This is a genomic window from Streptomyces sp. HmicA12 (genome assembly GCF_000373565.1).
GTDB lineage: Bacteria > Actinomycetota > Actinomycetes > Streptomycetales > Streptomycetaceae > Streptomyces.
In genome coordinates this window covers 143,244-159,541 of the sequence record NZ_KB891800.1, presented here as the reverse complement: position 1 = coordinate 159,541, position 16,298 = coordinate 143,244, and the positions used below count along the sequence as shown (strand labels likewise).

Here is a 16,298-nt window from a genome sequence, read left to right as displayed (position 1 = left end):
TGTGGGGATCGCGCGGGGGCGGTGTGCCCGGTGGACCCAGGGTCACGGCGCGGTAGCAGGCAGCACGGGATCCAACTGCCGCCAGCGCGCGATCTGGCATCCGTCGCTCACCTTGTACGAGGCGTCGACGGCCCGCCCGTGCCAGGTGCCGGTGATGCGCGCGGTGGCGTCCCCGCCGTACTGCATCGTGCACTGCGCCCCGGCGGGCACCGGCGCGAACGGATCGGCCCCCGTCGCCCCGATCTCCTCGAGCCTCCCGCAGGCCGCGCCCGGATCGGGGTGCGTGCCACCGGCCGGCCCGCACTCCAGCTCGTACGTCCCGTCGCTCCCGTTCCCCGCGTCGGCGACGGAGATGGTCAGCCGGTCGGGCCCGCGCCCGTCCAGGGAGCTGAACGGGGCCGGTGGCATGCGCCGCGGCCCGGTGTCGGCGTGCGCGGCCGAGGGCAGGGCGGCGAGGGCGGCGCCGGAGGCGACACAGACGGCGGACGTGACGAGTACGTGGCGGGAGAGACGACGCAGCGACAGCATGCCGTGCCTAACGCGTTCGCCCGCCACGACGTTGCGCCCCGCAATGGGCTTTGCTCTGTGGCCTGCCCTCCTAGTACCGTGGGAGGCGATTGGTGACACGGCGTTCAGCTGTGTCATCATCTGCACGCAACCGCTCGCGTTCGCGCCTGCGGGATGTGCTGGAGGCGTCGCCTAGTCCGGTCTATGGCGCCGCACTGCTAATGCGGTTTGGGCCTTAAAGCCCATCGAGGGTTCAAATCCCTCCGCCTCCGCAGCAAGATCCGAAGCCCCGGTCCACCAGGACCGGGGCTTCGGCGCTTCCCTGGCCTCGACCACGCGCAGGACGCGTTTCCGCAGGTCACAACGGGTGAGGCAATCGGATTTCACATGGCGGCGGCAGTCATGTAATGTTCTTCTTGTCGCCGGGACGGGCCGAAAGGCCGGGAACGAAGACAAGAGCGAAAACAAAAAACAGGCACTCGTAGCTTAACGGATAGAGCATCTGACTACGGATCAGAAGGTTGCAGGTTCGAATCCTGCCGAGTGCACACAGACAAGAGGCCCCGGAGAGATCCGGGGCCTCTTGCGTTGTTCCCGGGGCCGGCTCAGGCCGTGCCCCGTTTCGCCGTGCTGATCGCCGTGGAGAGTGCGCCGGTCGCCGCCAGGCTGCCGAGCATGACCAGGACGACGCCGACCATGAAGAGGCCGCTGGAGTCGTCCGACCAGTCGTAGGCGGCGGCCGCGGTGAGGCCGGTGGTGGTGCCGAGGGCCGCGGCGGTGGCGTGGTGGCGGGACGCCGACCAGTAGAGCGGGGCCAGCAGGGTCAGGACCAGGCCGATCACCTGCCATGCCTCGTAGGGGCCGGTGACCGAGCCGTCGGGGTGTACGTCGCGGGTCTGGTCCCAGCCCAGCCAGAGTGCCCACGCGGCGAGTGCCGTCGCGGCCGGGGCGAGGGCCGGCAGGAGGCGGCGGGCGGGGTGCGGCAGTCGTTCGTCCATGGGTCCGAGTGTGGTCGCGAGAGCGGCGGTGGAGCAGAGCGCGGGTACTCAGATCGGGCCGAGTACGTGTACCCGGCGTTGTCAGTGGGGTGCGCCATCCTGGGACGTATGACGTGGTGGTGCACCGGGGTGCGGTGGCGTGGGGGCGGGCCGATGTTCGGGTGGACGGGGGACGGGGACGGCAGCGAGCGGGAGAGCGCGGTGCGGTTCGGGGAGGGCATGGCGTTCCGGGTCGCGGGGCCGCGGCGGTGTCTCGGGGTGTGGCGGGGCGGGCGGCGCAGACTCTGCCCGGGGTGGGACGCCGTGCCGGTGCGCGGGACGCGGGCGCAGTGCGCGGAGTGTGCGGGGATCGACCGGGCGCAGTCCGTGGCCGCCGACACGATGGCCGATGATCCGCGGCCGTACCACGTGTATCTGGCCTGGTTCGGGGACGGGCTCGTGAAGGTGGGGATCACGGGGGTGGGGAGGGGCAGCGCGCGGTTGTTGGAGCAGGGCGCCGTCGCCTTCACGTGGCTGGGGCGGGGGCCGCTCATGGCGGCGCGGCGGGCCGAGGAGCTGCTGCGGGTGGCGCTCGGGGTGCCGGACCGGATCTCGTACGAGACCAAGCGTGTGGTGCGGGGCGCGGCGGTGTCGCGGGGCGCGGAGGACGAGTTGGCGCGGGCGCACGCTGTCGCCGGGGGACTGGGCGGGTGGCCCGAGTCGTTGGAGCGGATGCCCTGCGAGGTCGTCGGGCACGCGGAGGTGTTCGGGCTCGCCGCGGTGGACGGGGTCGACGCCGTGGTGAGCGGGCTCGCGGAGGGGGCCGTGGTGGCGGGGCGCGTGGTGGCCGCCGCCGGGCCGGACCTGCATCTCGTCGAGCGCGGTGGGCGGCGGCTCGTGGTGGATACGCGGGTGCTGGCCGGGTGGCCGTTGGAGGGCGTCGGTGACGGGGTGACCGGGTCGTCCGTCGAGGTGCGGGAGGTGCCCGGAGTGCAGGGCGGATTGTTCTAGGCGGACGGCGAGGAAGCGGCGGGAAGGGTGGACAGGGGGGTGGGCGCGGGTGACCGTAGGGCCATGAGTGATCACGCCGAGGCGCCTGTCGCGCCGTTGCCGGCCTTCGAACTGCGTTATTACGTGGTGGTGTTCAGCTCCGCGCGGACCGAAGAGGACCGCGGGTACGGGGAGACCGCCTATCTGATGCACGAGCTGGTGCGGGAGATCCCGGGGTATCTCGGGCACGAGTCCGCAGGGACGCCCGGCGGGCTCGGGATCACCGTCGGCTACTTCCGGGACGTCGCCGCGATCGAGCAGTGGCGGTCGCGGGGCGAGCATCGGGACGCGCAGAAGCAGGGGCGGGCCGAGTGGTACGAGCGGTACACCGTGCACGTCGCCAAGGTCGAGCGCAGCCATGGGTTCGTGCGTGAGTAGCCCCGACGCCGGTGAGGCCGGCCTCGTCGCCGGGTTCCTCGCGCGGCACGGGCTGCCCGGGCTCGTCGACGTGCACACGCACTTCATGCCCGAGCGGGTGCTGCGCAAGGTGTGGGCGTACTTCGACTCGGCCGGGCCGCTGACGGGCGGCGAGTGGCCGATCACGTACCGGGAGGCGGAGGACCGACGGGTCGCGCGCATGCGGGAGTTCGGGGTCGTGGCCTTCACCGCGATGCTGTATCCGCACAAGGCCGGGATGGCCGAGTGGCTCAACGAGTGGGGTGCGGACTTCGCCCGGCGGACGGCCGGGTGCCTGCGGACCGCGACCTTCTTCCCCGAGGCGGGCGCGGAGGCGTATGTGCGGCGGGCCGTCGAGGAGGGCACGCGGGTCTTCAAGGCGCATGTGCAGGTGGGGGCGTACGACCCGACCGACGCGTTGCTCGATCCCGTGTGGGGCGTGCTGGCCGAGGCCGGGGTCCCTGTCGTGACGCACTGCGGGTCCGGGCCCGCGCCGGGCAAGCACACCGGGCCGGGGCCGATGGAGCGGGTCCTCGCGCGCCATCCCCGGCTGCGGCTGATCGTCGCGCACATGGGGATGCCGGAGTACACGGAGTTCCTGGACCTGGCCGAGCGGTACCGCGAGGTGCGGCTCGACACGACGATGGCGTTCACCGACTTCGTGGAGCGGCAATCACCCTTCCCGAGAGGGGAGTTGGGGCGGCTGGTGGATCTCGGGGACCGGGTGCTGCTGGGCAGTGACTTCCCCAACATCCCCTATCCGTACGTGCATCAGCTGGAGTCGATCGAGCGCCTCGGCCTGGGAGAGGAGTGGGTGCGCGCCGTCTGCTACCGCAATGGCGCCGAGCTGTTCGGGCTGTGACTCAAGTGACGTGTGTGTGACGGGAGTTGGGGTGGGTAGGTACCGCCGCGGATCGATTGGTCCAGACCAGGTGAACTCCACGGAGGTACTGACATGTTCGGGCTCTGGTTCACAAGACGCGTGGTGTGGGTGGCGGCCGCCGTCGCCGGGATCGCCGGGGTCGTCGTCGCGCCGGGCGCGGCGACCGCCTCCGAGGGGCACGGGCACCACCAGGGGCGGTTCGTCGTCAGCGAGGCGCAGTTCGAGCGGATGTTCCCGGAGCGGAACGCGTTCTTCACGTACGACGGGCTCGTCGAGGCCACGAAGGCGTATCCGCGGTTCGCGCACACGGGTGGGCGGGCCGCGCGGGAGCGGGAGGCCGCCGCGTTCCTCGCCAATGTCTCGCACGAGACCGGCGGGCTGTACTACGTCGTCGCGCAGAACACGTCCACGTACCCCATCTTCTGCGACGAGGCCCGGAGTTACGGCTGTCCGGCCGGGCACGACGCCTACTACGGGCGGGGCGCGATCATGCTCAGCTGGAACTTCAACTACAAGGCCGCCGGTGACGCGCTCGGGCTCGATCTGCTGCACGAACCGTGGCTCGTCGAGCGGGATCCGGCCGTGGCCTGGATGACGGCCCTTTGGTACTGGAACACGCAGACCGGTCCGGGAACCATGACCGGACACGACGCCATGGTGTCCGGGGCCGGCTTCGGGGAGACGATCCGCAGCCTGAACGGGACCGCCGAGTGCGACGGCGCGAACGGCGGCGCGAACACCGCGCAGATGAAGCACCGGGTCGAGCTCTATGTCGGGTTCAGCCGGGTTCTCCGGGTTTCACCGGGGCGCGGGCTTACGTGCTGAAAGGCTCGGCTTGGTGATTCCTGAGGATTCGTGAGGCTTCTGACCTGCTGTTTTGTCAGTCGCCTCGCGATTCCTCAGAGGCGCCTGTGAGTTTCTCAGGGTATTCACAGGTAAGGAAAAGGGTGTTCTCAGAGGACCGCAGCATGGTTGCAACATGACCGCGACCTCGCCCCAGGGGCGTACCGAACTGCTGAGGCCGGACGGGAGCCCTGTCCGGGTGCTTGTCGTGGACGACGAGCAGTCGATCACCGAGCTGTTGTCCATGGCCCTGCGTTACGAAGGCTGGCAGATCCGCAGCGCCGGCGACGGGGCCGGAGCCGTGCAGACCGCACGCGAGTTCCGGCCCGACGCCGTCGTGCTCGACATGATGCTGCCGGACATGGACGGGCTGAGCGTGCTCGGGCGGCTCCGCCGCGAGCAGCCGGAAGTGCCCGTGCTGTTCCTGACCGCCAAGGACGCCGTCGAGGACCGGATCGCCGGGCTGACCGCGGGTGGCGACGACTACGTCACCAAGCCGTTCAGCCTGGAGGAGGTCGTCGCGCGGCTGCGCGGACTGATCCGGCGGACCGGTGCCGCCGACCGGCGCAGCGACTCCGTGCTGGTCGTGGGTGACCTGATGCTCGACGAGGACAGCCACGAGGTGTCCCGGGGCGGGACCGGCATCCACCTGACCGCCACCGAGTTCGAGCTGCTGCGGTTCCTCATGCGCAATCCGCGGCGCGTGCTCAGCAAGGCGCAGATCCTGGACCGGGTGTGGAGCTACGACTTCGGCGGCCAGGCCAACGTCGTCGAGCTGTACATCTCCTACCTGCGACGGAAGATCGACGCCGGGCGCGAGCCGATGATCCACACGCGGCGCGGTGCCGGATACCTGATCAAGCCGGCCGCCACGACGGTGTCGTGAGCCGGAGGCGCGGGGCGCGGCCCCGGACGCTGCGGACACGCCTGGTCGTGTCCGCGGTGGCGTTGCTGGCCGTGGTGGCCTCGGTGATCGGGGTCGTGACGACGGTTTCGCTGCACTCGTATCTGTACGACCAGCTCGACGAGCAGGTGCAGGGCATCGCGATGCGGGCCGCTGGGCCGCAGCCGCAGGACCTCCCCGGCCAGACCGGTCACGGCATGCCGACGCCGCAGAACCTCGTCGACGAGGGACCGCTGGACTTCGTGACCCGCGGCTCCAACGCCGGGACCATAGGCGCCGAGGTCAGCGACGGCCGGGCGACCGACGGCGCGCGCAACGTCGACGGGACCACCGACGCCGGTGGTCTGCAGACGACCACCAAGGACCTGACCTCCGACCAGCTCAAGGCGCTGGACAGCGTCTCGAAGGACAAGCAGGAGCACACCGTCGAGCTGCCCGGGCTCGGCTCCTACCGTGTCGTGTACGCCAGCGGCAGCAAGGGTGACTTCTACGTCGGCCGCCCCACCGCCGAGGTCGACACCACCATCAACAAGCTCATCATCACCGAGGTCTGCGTGGCCGCCGCCGCCCTCGTGGCCGCCGGTGCCGCGGGCGCCATCATGGTCGGCGTCACCCTCCGCCCCCTGCGTCGCGTCGCCGCCACCGCCACCCGGGTCTCCGAACTCCCGCTCCACAGCGGTGAGGTGACCCTCTACGAGCGTGTCCCCGACGCCGAGGCCGATCCGAGGACCGAGGTCGGGCAGGTCGGTGCCGCGCTCAACCGCATGCTCGATCACATCCACGGCGCCCTGCACGCGCGCCAGCAGAGCGAGACGCGCGTGCGGCAGTTCGTCGCGGACGCCAGCCATGAGCTGCGCACCCCGCTCGCCTCCATCCGCGGGTACGCCGAACTGACCCGGCGCGGGCGGGAAGAGGTCGGGCCCGATACGCGGCACGCCCTCACCCGCGTCGAGTCCGAGGCGCACCGCATGACGGGCCTGGTCGAGGACCTGCTGCTGCTCGCGCGGCTCGATGCCGGGCGGCCGCTCTCGTACCAGCCGACCGACCTGTCCCCCCTCGTCATCGACGTGCTGAGCGACGCCCGCGCCGCCGGGCAGGGCCACAACTGGCGGCTCGAACTGCCCGACGAGCCCGCCTCCGTGCTCGCCGACTCCGCGCGGCTGCAGCAGGTCCTCGTCAACCTGCTGGCCAACGCCCGTACGCACACCCCGCCCGGCACCACCGTCACCGCCCGCGTGCACCGGCACGGGCCCTGGGTCTGTCTCGACGTGCAGGACGACGGGCCGGGCATCCCCGCCGAGCTGGCGCCGCACGTCTTCGAGCGGTTCGCGCGCGGCGACTCCTCGCGGTCCAGGAAGGCGGGTTCGACCGGGCTGGGGCTCGCCATCGTGCAGGCCGTCGCGGCCGCGCACGGCGGTGCCGTGACTGTCGACAGCGTGCCAGGCCGGACCGTGTTCACCGTGCATCTGCCGGCTCACGACGAGCCCGTCAGCGCGCTCCCGGCGGGCGCCGAAGCGTCCGTGACACCTGCGCAGGTGTACCCACAGCCGTACTCACAGGCAGGGCAAAGCCTCACCACACAGCGCTGACAGCGGGGTTGGCGAATGTCGATGGCATGCGAACCGACTCTTCTCCGGGCATCGACCCCACCGCCGCGAAGCTCGGCGCGCTGCCTGCGCGGGAGCACCTCCCGGCGGGCAGCGGTATCGGCAGCGTGCCGGTCCTGGATGTCGTCATCCCCGTCTACAACGAGGAAAAGGACCTGGGTGAGTGCGTGCGCGGACTGCACGCCCACCTGGTCCGCACCTTCCCGTACCGCTTCCGCATCACCGTCGCGGACAACGCCTCCACCGACACCACCCCGGAGGTGGCGCGCCGGCTGACCGGCGAGCTGTCCGGGGTCGCGTACTTCCGCCTGGAGCAGAAGGGCCGCGGGCGCGCCCTGCGCACCGTGTGGTCGGCGTCCGACGCGCCGATCCTCGCGTACATGGACGTGGACCTGTCCACCGACCTGAACGCGCTGCTGCCGCTCGTCGCCCCGCTGATCTCGGGCCACTCGGACCTGGCGATCGGGTCCCGGCTCGCCCGCTCCTCGCGAGTCGTGCGCGGGCCGAAGCGGGAGTTCATCTCGCGGGCCTACAACCTGATCCTGCGCGGCTCGCTGCAGGCCCGGTTCTCCGACGCCCAGTGCGGCTTCAAGGCGATCCGGCGCGATGTCGCGCAGGCGCTGCTGCCACTGATCGAGGACACCGGATGGTTCTTCGACACGGAGATGCTGGTCCTCGCCGAGCGCGCCGGGCTGCGGATCCACGAAGTGCCCGTCGACTGGGTCGACGACCCGAACTCGACCGTCCACATCGTCAGGACCGCGACCGACGACCTGAAGGGCGTGTGGCGGGTGGGCCGGGCCCTCGCCACCGGCTCGCTGGCCCTCGACCGGCTCGCGCGGCCCTTCGGGGACGACCCGCGCGACCGCCAACTCCCTGGTGTTCCGAAGGGGTTGGCGCGCCAGCTGGTCGGCTTCTGCGTCGTGGGCGCGCTGTCGACGCTGTTCTACCTGCTGCTGTACTCCGGCTTCCGTACGTTCACGGGGTCGCAGGTCGCCAACGCGCTGGCCCTGCTGGTGTCGGCCTTCGCCAACACCGCCGCCAACCGGCGCCTGACCTTCGGGGTGCGCGGCCGCGACAAGGCCGTCCGGCACCAGGCCCAGGGGCTCGTCGTCTTCGGCATCGGGCTCGCCCTGACCAGCGGGTCGCTGGCCGCGCTCAACGCCGCCTCCAGCGACCCCGCGCACTCCACCGAACTGGCCGTGCTCATCGCGGCCAACCTCGCGGCGACCGTGCTGCGCTTCCTGCTCTTCCGGGCGTGGGTGTTCCCCGACCGGCCCGCCTCGACTCCCGCACCCACCTCGACCGTTCAGACACCTCAGGTTCCGCGGGCCTGGGACGACGCCACCGTGCGGATGACGCCGGCGCGCGCGCACGACCCCTACCTCGACTCCAGGGACCAGCGATGACCACGATCGAAACGACCACGACCACGAGTACGAGTGCTGATCCGCCGGTCGCGGCGGGCGGCGGATCCGGCGGCGGCCACGGTCGGCCCAAGGACAAGCTCCGCACCCGCGCATGGCGCGGCCGGCCCGAGGACGCGCGCTGGGTGCGCCCGGCCTTCCTCGGTCTGCTCCTCGTCATCGGCCTCGCCTACCTCTGGAACCTCTCCGCCTCCGGATACGCCAACTCCTTCTACTCGGCGGCCGTCCAGGCGGGCAGCGAGAGCTGGAAGGCGTTCTTCTTCGGCTCGTCCGACGCGGCGAACGCCATCACCGTCGACAAGCCGCCGGCCGCGCTGTGGCCGATGGCGCTGTCCGTCCGCCTCTTCGGCCTCAACTCGTGGGCGATCCTCGTCCCCGAGGTGCTGATGGGCATGGCCACCGCCGGTGTCCTCTACGCGGCCGTGCGCCGCCGGTTCGGCGCCGCCGCGGGCCTGATCACCATGGCCGTGTTCGCGACGACGCCGGTGGCCGCGCTGATGTTCCGGTTCAACAACCCGGACGCGCTGCTCGCCCTGCTCATGACCGTCACGGTGTACTGCGTGCTGCGCGCGATGGAGCGGGGCCGCACGAAGTGGCTGGTCTGGGCGGGCGTGGCCGTCGGTCTCGCGTTCCTCGCGAAGACGCTGCAGGCCTTCCTGATCCTGCCGCCGCTGGCCCTCCTCTACGGGATCTTCGGCCCGACCCGGCTGCGCAAGCGGCTCGGTCAGCTGGCTCTCGCCGGGCTCGCGATGGTCGTCGCGGGCGGCTGGTGGGTGGCGATCGTCGAACTGTGGCCCGCGTCCTCGCGGCCGTACATCGGCGGTTCCCAGAACAACTCGTTCCTCGAACTCACCTTCGGCTACAACGGACTTGGCCGCATCAACGGCGACGAGACCGGCAGCGTGGGTGGCGGTGGCGGTGGTACCGGTACCGGGCAGTGGGGCGAGACCGGGCTCACCCGGATGTTCAACTCCGAGATCGGCAGCCAGGTCTCGTGGCTGCTGCCCGCCGCGCTGATCCTGCTCGTCGCCGGGATCGTGCTGACCTGGAAGGCGAAGCGGACCGACACGGCGCGCGCCGCGTTCCTCGCGTGGGGCGGCTCGCTGGTCACCACCACGCTGATCTTCAGCTTCATGGCCGGCATCTTCCACCAGTACTACACGGTGGCCCTGGCCCCCTACCTCGCGGCCGTCGTCGGCATGGGCGCCGCCGTGCTGTGGGAGGAGCGCTCGCGCATCGCCTGGTCCGTGACGCTGGGCGCGGCCGTGGCCGTCACGGCGGTCTGGGGGTTCGTACTGCTCGGACGCACCCCGGACTACCTGCCGTGGCTGCGGTGGGCCGTGCTCGTGGGCGGTCTGGTGGCCGGGCTCGGGCTCGCTCTCGCCGGGCGGCTCAACCGTCAACTGGCGCTCGGAGTCGCCGGTTTGGGCCTTGTCGCGTCGCTGGCCGCGCCGACCGCGTACACCATCAGTACGTTGAACACCGGGCACTCCGGGTCGATCGTCACGGCCGGTCCTTCGGGTGCCAGCGCGATGGGGATGGGCGGGGGTCCCGGCGGGGGCGGTGGTGGCCGGGGCGGCTTCCCCGGTGGCGGCAACCAGCAGGGTGGCCCCGGCGGCCAGATGGGCCAGCCCCCGACCGGTGGCACCGGCACCGGTAATGGCAACAGCAACAGCAACCAGCTGGGCGGGGGATTCCCCGGCGGCAACCAGCAGGGCAACCAGCAGAACGGGCAGCAGGGCACCATGCCCGGCGGCATGGGCGAGGGTGGTCCCGGTGGTGGCGGAGGCGGCGGCATGGGCGGCCTGCTCAACGGCGCCGAGGTCAGCTCCAAGGCCAAGAAGCTCCTGGAGAAGAACGCCGACGACTACACCTGGGCCGCGGCCACCGTCGGCTCACAGAACCAGGCGAGCTACCAGCTGGCCACCGGTGACCCGGTGATGGCCATCGGCGGGTTCAACGGGACCGACCCGTCGCCGACGCCGGCCCAGTTCAAGCAGTACGTGGAGGACGGCAGGATCCACTACTTCATCTCCAGCGGCTCCGGTGGAGGCGGCATGGGCGGATCGAGCTCCGGCTCGGCGTCGAAGATCACGTCGTGGGTCGAGGACAACTTCAAGAAGGTGACCGTGGGGTCCGCGACCTTCTACGACCTGACGCAGCCCAAGAGCTGACCTTTTCCCCGACCCCGCCCCTTCCCGAAGTGACGCTGCGCGGCCGGGGAGGGCGGGGTCTTTCGGGTCGTTCCGCGGCGGACGGCCGGTGGGGCTTCTCGCGCAGTTCCCCGCGCCCCTGAGGCATGCGCTCCGCGCAGCCTCCCCTGGGCGAGCGGAGCTCGCTTCAGGGGCGCGGGGAACTGCGCGAAGCAGGACCACCGGCCGTCAGGCAGCTACGAATCGCCCATGGGGCAGACGCGGATCCTTCAGGGGCGCGGGGAACCGCGCGAGAAGCCCCACCGGCCCGCACCCGCCGACGAATCGGTCACCCGGCAGACGAACAGGCCTACCGCCGCAGTCCCACCTCCGCGATCACCGGCCGATGGTCCGACGCCGCCGGCTCGGCCACGACGGAGGCGGCCCGCACCGTCACCCCCTCCCCCACCGCCACAAAGTCGATCCGCTTCACCGGCACGTCCGCGGGGTACGTCCCCCCGCTCACCGGCCCCGCATCCCGCAACTCCGTCCACAACGGTGCCAGTTCCGCCGCGGACGGCTCCGCGTTGAAGTCGCCGAGCAGCACCTGCCGCGCCCCGGGAACGGACGCCCGCTCCTCCGCCATGATCCGCCGCGTGTCCGCGACCTGCGCGACCCGCACCGACGGGTCCCCGCGGTAGTCCAGGTGCGTCACGAAGACCTGCACGGGCACGCCCCGCACCTTCAGCGTCACCTCCCCGAACCCGGGCGCGGGCGCCGGCACCGGATTCGGGTCCTGCGTCGACAGGCGCGTGATGTCGTGGTTGGCCGCCGAGCGGATCGGATACCGGGACAGCACCGCGACCCCGAACTCCCGCCGCGGCGCCCCCGCCGTCACCGGATCGAGGCTGTAGATCGGCGCGAACGACACCCGCATCCCGAGCCGGTCGGCCAGCTCCCGCGCCACATCGAGGTCCTGGCTGCGCGCACCCCAGTGCACGTCGACCTCCTGGAGCCCGATCACATCCGCGTGGAGCGCGCGGAGCGCCGCCGCCTGGCGGTCGAGGTCGAAAACGTTGTCGGCGCCGGAACCGGCGTGGATGTTGTACGTGGCGATGCGCAGCGGGACCGGCGGGCCGTGCTGCCCGTGCTGTCCGGCGGCCACCGCGGGAGCCGCTCCCAGCAGGCTCAACACCGCGATGGACAAGGCGAGTTGCGATACGGAACGGGATCGTCTCGGCATGCCCGAACGGTATGCCGGAAACCCGCTTGTACGCCGTAAGAGTTCTCCTTTACGGTGTACAGCGACAACCCCGCCCGCATCACAGGAGCCCGTATGACGGCGACGACCGCCGAGAACCCCGGTGGCACCACCCGGCCGCCCGCCCCGGCCGGCGGCCACCCGCAGCGCTGGATCATCCTCGGCGTCATCTGCCTCGCCCAGCTGACCGTGCTGCTCGACAACACCGTCCTGAACGTCGCGATCCCCTCCCTCACCCGGGAACTGCACGCGTCGACGTCCGACATCCAGTGGGTGATCAGCTCCTACTCGCTCGTCCAGTCCGGCCTGCTGCTCACCGCGGGCTCCACCGCCGACCGCTACGGGCGCAAGAAGATGCTCGCGGCCGGGCTCGTGCTGTTCGGCGCGGGCTCGCTGGTCGCCGGACTCGCCGACTCCACCGGGCAGTTGATCGCCGCCCGCGCGGGCATGGGCGTGGGTGGCGCGCTGCTGATGACCACGACCCTCGCCGTCGTCGTGCAGATCTTCGACGACACGGAGCGCGTGAAGGCGATCGGCCTGTGGGCCACCGTCAACTCGCTGGGCTTCGCCGTCGGACCGCTGCTCGGCGGCGTGATGCTGGACCACTTCTGGTGGGGCGCGATCTTCCTCATCAACATCCCGGTCGCGGTCCTCGGCCTGGTCGCCGTGCTGACGCTCGTACCGGAGTCGAAGAACCCGCAGGGCGACCGGCCCGACCTGCTCGGCGCGGTGCTCTCCACGATCGGCATGACCGGCGTCGTCTACGCGATCATCAACGGCCCCGACAAGGGCTGGACCTCCGCGACGACCTTCACCTCGGCCGCGATCGGTGTCGTCGTCATGGCCGCGTTCGTGGTGTGGGAGCTGCGCATCCCGTACCCGATGCTGGACATGCACTTCTTCCGCAACCAGAAGTTCACGGGCGCGGTCGCCGGGGCCATCCTCGTCGCGTTCGGCATGGGCGGCTCGCTCTTCCTGCTCACCCAGCACCTCCAGTTCGTGCTCGGCTACGGGCCGTTGGAGGCGGGCCTGCGCACGGCGCCGCTGGCGCTGACCATCGTCGCCCTGAACCTCACCGGCGTCGGCGCCAAGGTGCTCGCCAAGGTCGGCACCCCGGTCACCATCGCCGCCGGCATGAGCTGCCTGGCGGCGGGGCTCGCGGCGATCGCCGTGCTCGGCGGGGACTCCTACGGCGGCATGCTGTTCGGCCTGATCGTCATGGGCGTCGGCATCGCCTTCGCCATGCCCGCCATGGCCAACGCCATCATGAGCGCGATCCCGCCGGAGAAGGCGGGCGTGGGCGCGGGCGTCAACGGCACGCTGGCCGAGTTCGGCAACGGCCTCGGTGTCGCCGTCCTCGGCGCGGTCCTCAACGCCCGGTTCGCGGCGCTCGTCCCGGTCGCCGCGGCCTCCCTCCCGGCGGCGCTGGCGGCCGCCGACTCGGCGGGCGAGAAGGCCCGCATCGCGGACGCCTTCTCCTCCGGCCTGGAGACGAGCCAACTGGTCGGAGCCGTCGCCGTTCTCGTCGGCGGACTGCTGGCGGCGGCGTTGCTCAGGCGCGCGGAACGGGCAGACTCAGCGGCAGGCTCCGAGAAGGCCGCCCTCTGACCAGGCCCTAGCATCGGAGCGGGCGGACCGACGGATTCCGCGACCTCGTCGCAGGTCCCGCCGGTCCGTCCGGGTACGTCAACTCCTGGGAAGGTGCGCCATGGTGAAGGCAGCGCGGATGAGTGTCTGGCTCGATCAGGGCAAGCCCGCACGCGGTCGGCGCAGCGAGCAGCCCAGCGGTCTGGACCGTGACCGGATCACCGAGGCCACGGTGAAGCTGCTCGACGCCGAGGGGCTCGCCAAGTTCTCCATGCGGCGCCTCGCGGGCGAGCTCGGCGTCACCGCGATGTCCGTGTACTGGTACGTCGACACCAAGGACGACCTGCTCGAACTCGCCCTGGACCGGGTCTTCGGCGAGTCCGGCGTCGCCGCCGGGGAACCGGCCGAAGCCGACTGGAGCGCGCAGGTGCGCCACCTCGCCACCACGTACCGGTCCCTGCTGGTGCGTCACCCCTGGATCTCGTCGCTGATCGGCAACTACCTCAACATCGGCCCGAGGGCGCTGGAGTTCTCGGCCGCGGTGCAGCGCGTCTTCGCCCGCACCGGCCTGCCGCAGGAGGCACAGCGCGGCGCCATCGCCAGCGTCATGCAGTTCGTGTACGGGTACGGCACCGTCGAGGGTCACTTCCGGCAGCGGTGCGCGGAGGTCGGCATGACGCAGGACGAGTACTTCCATCAGGCGATGTCCACGTTCAGGGCGCCGGCCGACATGCCGGAGATGCTGCGGCACGCCGAGGACACGATGGCGCAGGTGGCGGCGGGGGAGACGGTCGAGCAGGTGCGCGACGTGGACTTCCAGATCGCGCTGGACCTGCAGATCGCGGGCATCGCGGCACTGGTGGCGCGGGAACGCCCCTGAGGTCACGGGCCGCCGATCATCCCGAGCGCGTCGGCCGCCGGCGGTGTCAGCGCGGAGCGGTCCCGCAGCTCGGCCGGCGGGACCCAGGCCACCGCCTCGGTGGAACCGTCCACCTCGGTCACCACCGGGGCGCCGGCGCTGAGCGTCACGGCGTAGAACAGCGCCGTGAGATGCCAGTCCACCCCGTCGCGCCGGGTCGTGTAGGTCCGGGCGTCGAGCAGCCGGGGCGCCGCGGTGAGCGCGAGCCCGGTCTCCTCGCGCAGCTCACGGGCGAGGGCCTCGACGGGCTGCTCGCCCGGGTCGATCCCGCCGCCCGGCAGATGCCACAGGCCCGGCGCGAAGACCGCGGAGGTCTCCGAGAGCCGGGCCAGCAACAGCCGGTCGTCCCGCGTCGCGACGGCGTACGCCGAGACGCGGGTCCGTGGCGAAGGGTTTGGGGTCACGGTGCCAGCCGGGCAGGGAAGCCCCCGGTCGCCACGGGGCCCCACTTCTCCGGCGTGATCCGGATGATCGACTTGCCCTGCTTGACCATCGCCTCCCGGTACTCGTCCCAGTCCGGGTGCTCCCCCGAGATGACGCGGAAGTACTCCACCAGGGGTTCGACGGAGTCGGGGGAGTCGATGACCTCCGCCGAACCGTCGATCTGCACCCACGGCCCGTTCCACTCGTCGCTGAGGACGAGCAGGCTCACGCGCGGGTTCCGCTTGGCGTTACGGGTCTTGGCGCGCTCGGGATAGGTGGAGACGACGATCCGCCCGTCGCCGTCGACCCCGCAGGTCAGTGGTGAGGCCTGCGGGGTGCCGTCGGCGCGGGCGGTGATCAGGAGGGCGCGGTGGCGAGGGCGTACGAAGTCCAGCAACTCGTCCAGCGATACACGGGTGTTGGTCGCGATGTTCGGAGCCATGCGCCCAGGTTAGTTACATGGACGGCAGCGCGTCGCCCTGCACCGCCTGGATGTCGAGCTCCACCTTCAGCGTCGCCCCGATGGCCGCGATGCCGGCCTGCACGACCTGGTTGTAGTTCATGGCGAAGTCCTCGCGCTTGAGCTCGGCGGTCGCCTTGAACGCGGCGCGGGTGCCGCCCCACGGGTCGGCGCCGGTGCCGAGGTAGCTGAGGTCGAGGTCGACCTGGCGCGCGACGCCGTGCAGCGTCAGCTCACCGTGGACCGTCCAGCGGTCGGGCCCCGCGGGGCTCAGGCCGGTGGAGCGGTAGGTGATCTGCGGGTACGTCTCGACGTCCAGGAAGTCGGGGGACTTCAGGTGGCCGTCGCGCATGCCGTTGCCGGTGTCGATCGACGCGGCGCTGATCACGGCCTCGACGCGGGACTTCTCCACGTCCTGCGCGATGTCGATCCGCGCGCTGAACTCGGTGAACCGCCCGTGCACGGACGTGATCCCCAGGTGCTGGGCGGTCGCCGCGACCGCGGAGTGCGCCGGGTCGACGGTCCACGGTCCGGGCGGCGGCAGCTCGGCCCCGCCCTGCCGGGCCAGGACGACGGTGCCGACCTCGGCCCGGCCGGTGGCCGTGACCAGCGCGGTGGAGGCCGCGGGGGCGTACCCGACGGCGGTCACGATCACGGTGTAGGGGCCCGGGGTGAGAGCGGACGCGTCGTGCACGGCGCCCTCGTCGTCGGCCTCGGCCCGCAGCACCTGCGCACCGGTCATGTCGGTCACCGTGACGACGGCGTGCGGCAGAGCCCACCCGTCCCGCGTCCGGATCCGCGCGCTGAGTCCCATCGTCCACATCTCCTAGCTCAAGTTCTCACACACGTAAGGGAATTGGTTGTGCCCTGTACGTGAAACGGCCCCGGCCCGTGCGACGTCTCGGCCGTCCCCTGCCGTAGA

The 16,298-nt window shown here is 71.5% G+C and carries 16 protein-coding genes and 2 tRNA genes; 12 read left to right on the top strand and 6 right to left on the bottom strand.

The features are described from left to right. Window positions 1–42: 42 nt before the first annotated feature. A complete protein-coding gene (locus B072_RS0109010; RefSeq protein ID WP_018529606.1) occupies window positions 43–528 on the bottom strand; it encodes an SSI family serine proteinase inhibitor in 486 nt (161 codons plus the stop codon). Window positions 529–688: 160 nt separating this feature from the next. Between B072_RS0109010 and B072_RS0109005 the strand changes: the two genes are divergently transcribed. Next, window positions 689–779 (top strand) — tRNA-Ser (locus tag B072_RS0109005). Window positions 780–982: 203 nt separating this feature from the next. After that, window positions 983–1,055 (top strand) — tRNA-Arg (locus B072_RS0109000). A 57-nt stretch (window positions 1,056–1,112) separates the two neighbouring features. Here B072_RS0109000 and B072_RS0108995 read toward each other — a convergent pair. Beyond that, entirely contained in the window at window positions 1,113–1,505 is a 393-nt protein-coding gene (locus B072_RS0108995; RefSeq protein WP_018529605.1) for a hypothetical protein, read from the bottom strand. A gap of 108 nt (window positions 1,506–1,613) precedes the next feature. Here B072_RS0108995 and B072_RS0108990 point away from each other — a divergent pair, with 108 nt between their 5' ends. The 8 genes from B072_RS0108990 (at window position 1,614) to B072_RS0108955 (ending at window position 10,768) form a co-directional block, all read left to right on the top strand. After that, window positions 1,614–2,495 (top strand): DUF2797 domain-containing protein, encoded by an 882-nt coding sequence (locus B072_RS0108990; protein WP_202538536.1) that lies wholly within the window; start codon window positions 1,614–1,616, stop codon window positions 2,493–2,495. Window positions 2,496–2,558: 63 nt separating this feature from the next. After that, complete coding sequence (locus B072_RS0108985; RefSeq protein ID WP_026245609.1) at window positions 2,559–2,912, top strand: antibiotic biosynthesis monooxygenase family protein; 354 nt, start codon at window positions 2,559–2,561, stop codon at window positions 2,910–2,912. Then, on the top strand, window positions 2,893–3,792 hold the full coding sequence (locus tag B072_RS0108980; RefSeq protein WP_026245608.1) for an amidohydrolase family protein: 900 nt from the start codon (window positions 2,893–2,895) through the stop codon (window positions 3,790–3,792). Before B072_RS0108985 ends, B072_RS0108980 begins: the two co-directional genes overlap by 20 nt. Before the next feature lie 93 nt (window positions 3,793–3,885). Next, window positions 3,886–4,638, top strand: coding sequence for a chitinase (locus B072_RS0108975; RefSeq protein ID WP_018529601.1), 753 nt, complete (start codon window positions 3,886–3,888; stop codon window positions 4,636–4,638). Between the two features lie 154 nt (window positions 4,639–4,792). Further along, window positions 4,793–5,542, top strand: coding sequence for a response regulator transcription factor (locus B072_RS0108970; protein ID WP_018529600.1), 750 nt, complete (start codon window positions 4,793–4,795; stop codon window positions 5,540–5,542). Further along, on the top strand, window positions 5,539–7,149 hold the full coding sequence (locus tag B072_RS0108965; protein ID WP_026245606.1) for a sensor histidine kinase: 1,611 nt from the start codon (window positions 5,539–5,541) through the stop codon (window positions 7,147–7,149). Before B072_RS0108970 ends, B072_RS0108965 begins: the two co-directional genes overlap by 4 nt. 26 nt (window positions 7,150–7,175) lie before the next feature. Next, a complete protein-coding gene (locus B072_RS0108960; RefSeq protein ID WP_018529598.1) occupies window positions 7,176–8,576 on the top strand; it encodes a bifunctional glycosyltransferase family 2/GtrA family protein in 1,401 nt (466 codons plus the stop codon). Next, window positions 8,573–10,768 carry an ArnT family glycosyltransferase gene (locus B072_RS0108955; protein ID WP_018529597.1) on the top strand — a complete coding sequence of 732 codons (2,196 nt, stop codon included), beginning with the start codon at window positions 8,573–8,575 and terminating at the stop codon, window positions 10,766–10,768. The genes B072_RS0108960 and B072_RS0108955 overlap by 4 nt, the downstream gene beginning before the upstream one ends. 328 nt (window positions 10,769–11,096) lie before the next feature. On the opposite strand, the gene B072_RS0108950 is transcribed toward B072_RS0108955, so the two are convergent. After that, window positions 11,097–11,969 (bottom strand): endonuclease/exonuclease/phosphatase family protein, encoded by an 873-nt coding sequence (locus B072_RS0108950; RefSeq protein ID WP_051127129.1) that lies wholly within the window; start codon window positions 11,967–11,969, stop codon window positions 11,097–11,099. Window positions 11,970–12,062: 93 nt separating this feature from the next. Between B072_RS0108950 and B072_RS0108945 the strand changes: the two genes are divergently transcribed. Further along, window positions 12,063–13,595, top strand: a complete 1,533-nt coding sequence (locus B072_RS0108945; protein ID WP_018529595.1) for an MFS transporter — start codon at window positions 12,063–12,065, stop codon at window positions 13,593–13,595. Window positions 13,596–13,695: 100 nt separating this feature from the next. After that, window positions 13,696–14,454 carry a TetR/AcrR family transcriptional regulator gene (locus tag B072_RS0108940; protein WP_018529594.1) on the top strand — a complete coding sequence of 253 codons (759 nt, stop codon included), beginning with the start codon at window positions 13,696–13,698 and terminating at the stop codon, window positions 14,452–14,454. Between the two features lie 2 nt (window positions 14,455–14,456). Here the strand turns inward: B072_RS0108940 and B072_RS0108935 are convergent, their stop codons facing one another. The 3 genes from B072_RS0108935 to B072_RS0108925 are packed head-to-tail and all read right to left on the bottom strand — an operon-like array spanning window position 14,457 to window position 16,190. Beyond that, window positions 14,457–14,897 carry an NUDIX hydrolase gene (locus B072_RS0108935; protein WP_078506355.1) on the bottom strand — a complete coding sequence of 147 codons (441 nt, stop codon included), beginning with the start codon at window positions 14,895–14,897 and terminating at the stop codon, window positions 14,457–14,459. Beyond that, entirely contained in the window at window positions 14,894–15,358 is a 465-nt protein-coding gene (locus B072_RS0108930; protein ID WP_018529592.1) for a PPOX class F420-dependent oxidoreductase, read from the bottom strand. Before B072_RS0108930 ends, B072_RS0108935 begins: the two co-directional genes overlap by 4 nt. A gap of 13 nt (window positions 15,359–15,371) precedes the next feature. Beyond that, a complete protein-coding gene (locus B072_RS0108925) occupies window positions 15,372–16,190 on the bottom strand; it encodes a YceI family protein (protein WP_026245603.1) in 819 nt (272 codons plus the stop codon). Window positions 16,191–16,298 lie beyond the last annotated feature (108 nt).